Source organism: Flavobacterium sp. (assembly GCF_049240005.1).
Taxonomy (GTDB): Bacteria; Bacteroidota; Bacteroidia; order Flavobacteriales; family Flavobacteriaceae; genus Flavobacterium.
On record NZ_JBMLTK010000012.1, the window covers coordinates 1 to 8,708 of the forward strand.

At 41.9% G+C, this 8,708-nt stretch carries 3 protein-coding genes; all 3 read right to left on the reverse strand.

Annotation, left to right across the window (positions count from 1 at the left end):
• Positions 1-208: 208 nt before the first annotated feature.
• The 3 genes from ACOVQQ_RS01080 to ACOVQQ_RS01090 all read right to left on the reverse strand — a co-directional run bounded on the left by ACOVQQ_RS01080 (position 209) and on the right by ACOVQQ_RS01090 (position 8,440).
• Positions 209-2,419 (reverse strand): NADP-dependent isocitrate dehydrogenase, encoded by a 2,211-nt coding sequence (locus ACOVQQ_RS01080; protein WP_421816560.1) that lies wholly within the window; start codon positions 2,417-2,419, stop codon positions 209-211.
• A gap of 179 nt (positions 2,420-2,598) precedes the next feature.
• Positions 2,599-2,949, reverse strand: a complete 351-nt coding sequence (gene rplS / locus ACOVQQ_RS01085) for a 50S ribosomal protein L19 (RefSeq protein ID WP_094486166.1) — start codon at positions 2,947-2,949, stop codon at positions 2,599-2,601.
• A 175-nt stretch (positions 2,950-3,124) separates the two neighbouring features.
• Entirely contained in the window at positions 3,125-8,440 is a 5,316-nt protein-coding gene (locus ACOVQQ_RS01090) for a leucine-rich repeat protein (protein WP_421816561.1), read from the reverse strand.
• Positions 8,441-8,708 lie beyond the last annotated feature (268 nt).

Genomic DNA, 8,708 nt, shown 5'->3' on the forward strand with positions numbered 1-8,708 from the left:
GCTCAGGCACCGGCCTTCGACAGGCTCAGGCTCCGACGATACTTGAAGTGGTGAACTTCACAATCCCAATAACTATCGAAACTATCTTCTCAAAGCAGTAAACTCATCCCAAACACCTATCAACTAAGCTAAAACCATATCATTTCTAAATAAAAAACCGACAAGCACAATGCGCACTTGTCGGTTTAGTTTATTTGAAATCGCGTGCTTAATTTCCGATGATTGCATTCAGTGTTGCACTCGGGCGCATCGCACTGCTCGCTAATGCTGGATTCGGACGGTAATAGCCTCCAATATCCTGAACTTTTCCTTGCGCAGCAATAAACTCGGCGTTAATTTGTTCTTCGTTCAAACGTAACGCTGCTGCAATGTGTTTGAACGTTTCTTGCAAGTCTGTGTCTTTTTCTTGCGCTGCTAACGCCTCAGCCCAATACAAAGCCAAATAAAAATGCGAACCACGATTGTCTATTTGACCTACTTTACGCGCGGGCGATTTATCTTCATCTAAAAATTTCTCGGTCGCCTGATCTAAAGTTTCCGAAAGAACAAGTGCTTTTGCATTGTTTTGCGTTTGTCCGAGATGTTCTAAAGAAACGCCAATAGCCAAGAATTCTCCCAAGGAATCCCAACGCAGATAGCCTTCAGTCAAAAATTGTTCGACATGTTTAGGCGCTGATCCGCCTGCGCCTGTTTCAAACAAACCTCCGCCATTCATTAACGGTACAATTGACAACATTTTTGCCGAAGTTCCCAACTCTAAAATGGGGAATAAATCAGTGAGGTAGTCGCGTAAAACGTTACCCGTTACCGAGATCGTATCCAGGCCGTTTTTCAATCGTGTTAAGGTGTGTACGGTCGCGTCGGTAATGTTCATAATGCGAATATCTAATCCGCTTGTGTCGAAATCGGCTAGGTACGTTTGTACTTTAGCGATCAATTCACGATCGTGTGCCCGTTTGTCGTCTAACCAAAACACAGCTGGGGTGTTGCTGAGTCGCGCGCGATTCACAGCAAGTTTTACCCAATCTTTAATCGGCGCGTCTTTAACCTGACACATTCTAAAAATATCGCCTGCTTGTACTTTTTGTTCTAAAACTTCGCGGCCATCGCCTAAAACTACAAATACGGTTCCGGCTTCTTTTATTTGAAACGTTTTGTTGTGCGAGCCGTACTCTTCGGCAGCTTGTGCCATCAGACCAACATTCGGAACGCTTCCCATGGTTGTCGGATCGAATGCGCCGTTTTGCTTACAAAAATCGATTGTAGCCGTGTACAAGCCAGCATAACAACGGTCCGGAATAACCGCAACGGTGTCTTGCGCATTACCGTCTTTGTTCCACATGCGCCCGCTGGTTCGAATCATTGCCGGCATCGAAGCGTCTACAATTACATCAGAAGGTACATGCAGGTTTGTAATCCCTTTATCGGAATTAACCATGGCAAGTGCCGGGCGATCCGAGTATAAATCGGCAATAGCTTTTTCGATTTCAGCTTGCAACGGATGTCCTTGTAGTTTATCGTACAAGTCGCCTAAACCGTTGTTTTCATTGAAACCTATTTCTGTAAGCGTCTCGCTATATTTTGAAAGTACTGGTTTGTAAAATTCCGAGACGACAGCTCCAAACATAATGGGGTCTGAAACTTTCATCATGGTTGCTTTCAGGTGCACAGAAAAAAGCAAGTCGTCTTTTTTTGCTTTTTCGATTTCTTCGGCAACGAACTTCTTTAATTCTGAAATACTTAATACAGCCGAATCTATGATCTCACCGGCTTGCAGTGGCGCTGGGCTTTTCAGTTCGGTTACTGTGCCGTTTTCGTTTTTGAAATGAATGGCAAATGTAGTTTCAGTAGGTACGGTTATCGATTTTTCAGTGCTGTAAAAATCTGCTGTAGACATGCTGGCTACGCGAGTTTTTGAATCGCTCGACCAACTACCCATACTGTGCGGATGTTTTTTGGCGTAGTTTTTTACTGCTTTTGGAGCACGGCGGTCGGAATTGCCTTCGCGAAGAACTGGGTTTACTGCTGATCCGAGTACTTTGGCGTATTTATTTTTAATTGCTATAGCTTTAGCGTCGGTTGCATCGGCCGGATAATCGGGAACGGCCACGCCTTGCGCTTGAAGTTCGGCTATGGCTGCTTTGAGTTGTGGAATCGAAGCAGAGATATTCGGAAGTTTGATGATATTAGCTTCTGGCTTAGTGGCTAACAATCCTAATTTAGAGAGGTTGTCGGTTATTTCAAAGGGCAGTTCGTCGGCAAAAACAGCCATGATTCGAGCTGCTAAAGAAATGTCGGCTGTTTCGATGTTAATTTCAGCAGCCGATAAAAATTTTTTAAGGATTGGGTACAGCGAATGCGTTGCAAGCATGGGAGCTTCGTCAGTAATCGTGTAAATAATTCCAGCGTTATTTGACATCTTTTTGAGAATTTTAAAACCGGGCAAAGATAGCCAAATCTGCGGCTGCTATATCGTTTTCTCTGATGTTAACACAGTTTTGCAGATGCGAAAAAAACTTGGTGTACTTTTTACGAAATTCATAAAAAAACCCGCTTTCCAAAGAAAACGGGCACTTGATATTTGAACACTGAAACAAATTATCTTCGCTTGTCGCGGATTTTCGCTTTCTTTCCGGTAAGTTCACGGAAGTAGAAGATACGTGCTCTGCGTACAGAACCTTTTTTGTTGATTTCGATTTTCTGCAAAGCAGGAAGGTTGATTGGGAAGATACGCTCTACACCAACAGCACCAGACATTTTACGGATTGTAAACGTTTCAGTACTACCAGTACCTCTGCGCTGAATCACTACACCTTTAAAAAACTGTGTACGTGTTTTTTCACCTTCTTTAATTTCGTAATAAACGGTAATGGTATCACCTGCTCCGAAATCAGGAAAATCTTTTTTCGCGATTAGTTCGTCGTTTACGAACTTTAATAAATCTGACATTTTTTAAAAAATTTGATTTAAAATCAGAGCAACATTCACGATTCTCGTCAGAGGTTGGTCTAATGTGGGCGCAAATTTAGTTATAAAATCATTTTGAGCAAATAAATTACAAGTTTATTTAAAAAACATAAGCCGCTGTTTTGCAGCGGCTTATTGGAGTAGATTTCGATTTTAATTAGTGCATCACTTTTTTTGTTGTACTTGTTCCCGTTGTAGTTTGTATTTGAACGAGAATCATTTGCTGTCCGGCTGGGAGCGGAATGCTGAATTTTTGACCCGTAATTTGTTTTGAGGAATACATTTCACGTCCGCGTAAATCGAAAATGCGAATGCTGTTTAGTTCTTCCGCAGCCGATTCTACTACAACAGTGTCGCCCGAATGATAGGCCAAAACGCTGTTTCCGCTGTTCGTAGGATTTTCAATTCCTAAAGTTTCAGCCTCAAACACTAATTCTAATCGTGACGTAAACGCGCCAGCTTCTGCATAAAAAGTATAAGGCGTCTCACTTAAGTTATGTGTTTGATTAAGTAGGTTGTCTTTAACGTACACATTTTGTCCTTCTGCAAATACACCGTCTGTATGATCTATGGCAAGCGTAAAGTTTGCCGCTTGGTCAACTTGTAAATTCAGCGCTACCACATCGGTAGTTTCAAACGGAAGTGCTCTCGCTTGTATGCCCAAACGTGTATCGTTTACATAGCTTGATAGTGAATTTCCGCTGCTTAATAACGGTCCGTCAAATGCTGCGTCTAATTCGTTTGTTGCTCCGGCAGTGTAACCAACTAGTATCTGGTTTAAGTCGGTTTCGCCCGAGCTTAAATTTAACCAGATTCGGTGTTTTTCGGAATTAGCTGTTCGGAAGAATTGCCCGTCGTTATTTCCAACACGCATATCGTTGCTGAAGTTTAGGGTTGTTGGAGCAGTAACTTTCAGCAGAAATCCTTGTCCCGTCTGAATGATTCCGTTTGGAATAGCACCTCCTGCAAGACTAGCAATTCCACCAAATAGATTGTACGAAGCGTAGTTTAACACGCCAACGCCTTGCAAGGTGTGTGTCCAGAAGTAAACTGTACCTGTTACGTTTTGTAAGAGCTCATTCGCATCGATGGGCGAAGGGTAGGGGTTTCCAATAAAATTATACCCATTACCGTCATGCGTTAACGTTAGGGAGTAATTACCGTTGTTGGCAACACCCGTAAAGCTTCCTTGAAAAGCTTGTGGCGCTGCAGGCGGATTTAAATACGTGTTTGGCGCACGTACCATATAGCCAGTTCCGGGAATAAAGTCGTTGGCAATTGGATCTACAGCGGCAAATTGACCTGTATTTTCATTAAACGTGTAAAAACGGTTGGTAAGTGTTTGTGGGGAAAAGTCCAGCAGATTTTGATTGGAAACTGGGGAAGACCAATACACATAATCTTGTCGACGCATGTATGCCATACGTTTTGAAGTGATTTCACCTTCATTAGCCACCGCTTTAGTTTGTAATAAGTTGGCGTTATTTTGGAACGTTAAAGATGAGCCCGGTTCCACAGTTACTTTTCCATCGATAACAAAATCAAATCCAGAAGGCACAACCACTACAGCTTCATTTACAATGTCTAAGGTACATGCATGAATGTTTGCTGCTTCGGAGTAATTTCCGGCGATAATTGCTTTGCGCGATGCGTCTGGAAGTCCGCCGGTCCATTCGGTTCCATCCCAAACTGTTGGAAAACCAATATTCAAGACAAGTTTTTCGGTAACGCAGTTTGTCGTAGTTCCGTAGAAAGTTCCGGAATAGTTGTAAGTCTGATTGTTATGTGCCCATGTATAAGGTTCACACGTATTTATTGTCGTAGTATTTTCCGAGTTAGGTGTTACGGTAACGGAAATCGGATAGCGGTTTGAAGTTACTGGTGGAATGATTTTCTTTACAGAGTTCGCCACAAAATCAGATACTATGATTTGATCTGTAGTGGTGACCGCTGCGCCGGCACAATAGCCTATACCTGATCCAATTAATTTTCTGTTTCCACCGTCGGCATCCATTTGAACTACCTGTAAATTTCCGTAGTCAGCAACGATGATTTTGCCGTTAGGTCGAAGTGCAATAGCGAAAGGATATCCAAAACCGGAACCAACAGCTACACTATTTGTTCCGTCCGAATCCATTCGTTTTACTTTTGCCGAACTGTTATCGCCAACTAAGATTTTTCCGTTGCTGTCGATGGCAATTCCTCGCGGATTATTAAATCCAGAACCCACAGTGGTAATGCCTGTTCCGTTTGCAGCCATTCGCTTTACAGCGTTATTGTAGGTGTCGCAAAACCAAATATTTCCCGACGCATCGATAGCGATTCCAGTCGGATTGTTGAATCCAGTTGCTAGGGTCACGATATTTGATCCATCGGCATCCATGCGCTTGATTGTGTTGTCTCCGGAATTTGTTATTACGATTTTCCCATCGGCTTGAATAGCCACTCCAGAAGGGTTGCCAAATCCAGAGCCGAGAATTTCTACACCACTACCATCGGGATTAAAACGACGGATCTGACTGCCGTTTCGATTAGCCACAACAATTTTTCCGTCTGCTTGAATGGCTACGCCGTAAGCATTGAAACCAGTTGTAAGGGTAGAGGTGACGCTTGGATTTTCTTGTTCGATGTAGTAGGTACCTGTTGAAAGTGATTCAAAATACTCTAAAGCGGTCGTGCTAGTGGCAGTGTTAAACCAATTTACAGTTGTTCCGGAAGCGGGTGTAGCAGCTAAATCGTTGACCGTTGCACTGTTGCAAAACGACTGGCTTGGGGCGCCGATATTTTTCACTTTTACAGCTAAACGAGTTGGCGACGCGCAGATTCCGTTACTGCTTTCAGCGTAGTAGGTAGTTCCATCGACTACCGAAGTTGAGTTCGGTAACTCGGTTCCGGCTGTAGCGGCATTATACCATTTTACATTTGTTCCCGAGGCATTTAGTTGCCCCAAAGTAGTGCTGCCCGAATAAATTTGAGCGGTTTCGCCAACTGGTGTAGCTGGAGTACTTTCAACAGTTACGGTAACTGGTACACGATTGGAGTAAGTTACTTCCTTGTAGCGTTTGATTGCGTTATTGTTTCGATCTGCAACGAGTATAGCACCGTTGTTTTCTATGGAAATGCCACGTGGACTGTTTAAGCCGGTTAAAAGGGTTTCGATATTGGTTCCATTGGCATTCATGCGTTTAAGTGCGTTATTTCCTGTATCAGAAATTAGAATACGCCCGTCGGCTTGAACTGCAACTCCTCTGGGTTGATTAAATGCATTACTCACGGTAACAATATTGCTTCCGTCTGCGTTCATTCTTTTGATAGAATTTGTACCCGCTTCCGCAAAAAGTATCTTTCCGTCGTTTTCAACAGCAATATCGGATACGTTATTCAATCCCGTTGCGAGAATAACTTGATCTATGCCATTTGTATTAATGCGGTATATCGTAGAACTAGAGTTGTAAAGAATTTTGCCATCGGGTTGAGCTGCAATATTGATCGGGTTTCCACCCCATAAAACCGCTGCAACAGAGGAACCGTTGTTGCTTAGATAAAAAAGATAAAGGCTGGTGTTGCTTATAGCTAGTAACTTACCATCTGAAAATCCTGAGATTCCAGAAAAAGGTCCGCTTATGTTACTAAATGCCAAAAGATTGCTACCTGATGACGTAACGCGGTTTAGACTTGGATGGGTTCCGTTTGCTACTAATATGTTTCCAGATGGTTCAGCAAAAACATCGGCTGGTTGTGTATAACTACCACCGAGCGTTTCAGAGATAGCGGGATAACTTTCTTGAAGATAGTACGTTCCAGAAGTTAAATTAGTGTTTGCTGCGAGGGCTGTCCCGCCACTAGCCGATGTAAACCAATTTGTTGTTGCTCCAGCAGTAGCCGTAGTAGCTAGACTTGAAACCGTAGCTGCATTACAAAAGGCTTGTGTATTTTCACTTACTTTTTTCACTTTTACGGGTAGTCTATAAAAAGATTCACAAAGTCCTGGTGTTTGCGTGGCATAGTAGGTAGCTCCGTCGACTAGCGGTGTTGAATTAGGTAATACTGTAGTACTCGATGCACTTGCATACCATTTTATAGCAGTTCCCGTTAAGCTTAAATTTGCGAGTGTAGCCGTACCCGTGTAAACTTGTGTAGTTAAGCCAGTTGGAGCAGCTGCAAAAGGTAGTAATGTAACAGAGATTGCACGACGTTCACTTTCACAGGTTAAATTTTGTTGCGTAACATAGTATGTTCCTGTTCTTAAAACATGATTTGTGGGAAGTGTGCTTGTTGAATTTAAGTATTCATACCATCTCAAATTTGTTCCTGTAGCTTGAAGACTTGCAGCAGTTGTTCCTTCGCAAAATTGCTGTGAAGCGCTACCTGTAGGCATGGGCGACACAGCTGCGGCAACGATTACGGCATTTCCATTCATAAGTTGGGTACAATCAGCGGCACGTTGAGCAGTAACAGTATACGTACCCGCTGCGACCTGTGGAGGAAATGTTATCTGCGAGCCAGTTCCTGCCATTTGTGTCACATATACGTTGTTTCGGTTAAGAATGTAACTAACATTAGTTTGTGAATCGGATAATGAAATGGCATATCCAGGAACTCCCGAACAAGTAGTTCCGCCACCAGACACGTTAAAGACGAGCGGCGTAACACAACCATCTGTAATAATATTGCCAAAATTCTGCCATACAGGTGCAGTTAAGTAACTATTATAGCTAGAAAATGGAACAAATAAAGTAGCATTAGCATAATTTATCCCCTCAAAAACAGTTGAATCTATAGTTAAGGGAGATTCAATATAACAATTTACATTGGTTAATTGTGGGCAAAAGAAAAATGCATAGTCTTCAATAGATGTGACACTTGAGGGAATAGTTACTGTATTTAAATTATCACAATAACTAATGGCATAATTCCCAATTGTTGAAACTCCTTCCGGTATATCGATAGAGGTTAACGAATCGCAATTATAAAAACTGTGTGGCTCTATAGTTGTAACCGTAGAAGGAATGATAACAGAATTCAGGTTAGAGCATTCAAAAAAAAGTCCCCAAGAAATTGAGGTTAAATTACTTGGTAGTGTAATTGTTTGCAAGGAGTAACAGCTATCAAAACAGTTTGCACCAATAGATGTAATTGTGTTCGGTAAAGAAATATAGTATAAACTAGTGCAGTAATAAAATGCATAATAACCGATAGAGGTTACTGTGTTCGGAACAGTCAATTCGGAGATACCTGAAAAGTTAAATGCGAAGTTTCCTATACTAGTAACCGTGTACATATTTCCGTCGTATTCTACCGTTTCTGGAATACTGTAGTACGGTCCACCATAATAACTAGATAGTTCGGCGGTTAACGGGCCATTGAAATTGGAAATAGTGAACTGAGCTTCACCCGTATAAATTTCTTGCGAATAGCACGGCATTGTCGCCCCAAATACTAAAAGAAAAAAAAGTAGAATTCGTTTAAACATAAGTTGGTTTGTTTTTCGCAACTCATATCAAACAGTAAACTTTAAAAAGGAATGGTGAAAAAGAAATCAGCAGAAAATCAAATGCTTCTAGCAAAAAAATCTCATCTAAATAGCAAAACCCCAAACAATTCTTGGTCTACAGCTTTTCGTAGCTGCTTATTATATTCCAAAAATAATGTTAAAAATTATTAGCTTTTTACGCAACGGGACGAGCGACACGTTTTTGTATGCGAACGACTCAATTACGCAAAATAGATTTTGCCTCAGC

Bases quoted from the DNA above. Each gene is read 5' to 3' on its own strand.
- ACOVQQ_RS01080 (WP_421816560.1), bottom strand. From the start codon at position 2,419: ATGTCAAATAACGCTGGAATTATTTACACGATTACTGACGAAGCTCCC.
- ACOVQQ_RS01090 (WP_421816561.1), bottom strand. From the start codon at position 8,440: ATGTTTAAACGAATTCTACTTTTTTTTCTTTTAGTATTTGGGGCGACA.
- rplS (WP_094486166.1), bottom strand. From the start codon at position 2,949: ATGTCAGATTTATTAAAGTTCGTAAACGACGAACTAATCGCGAAAAAA.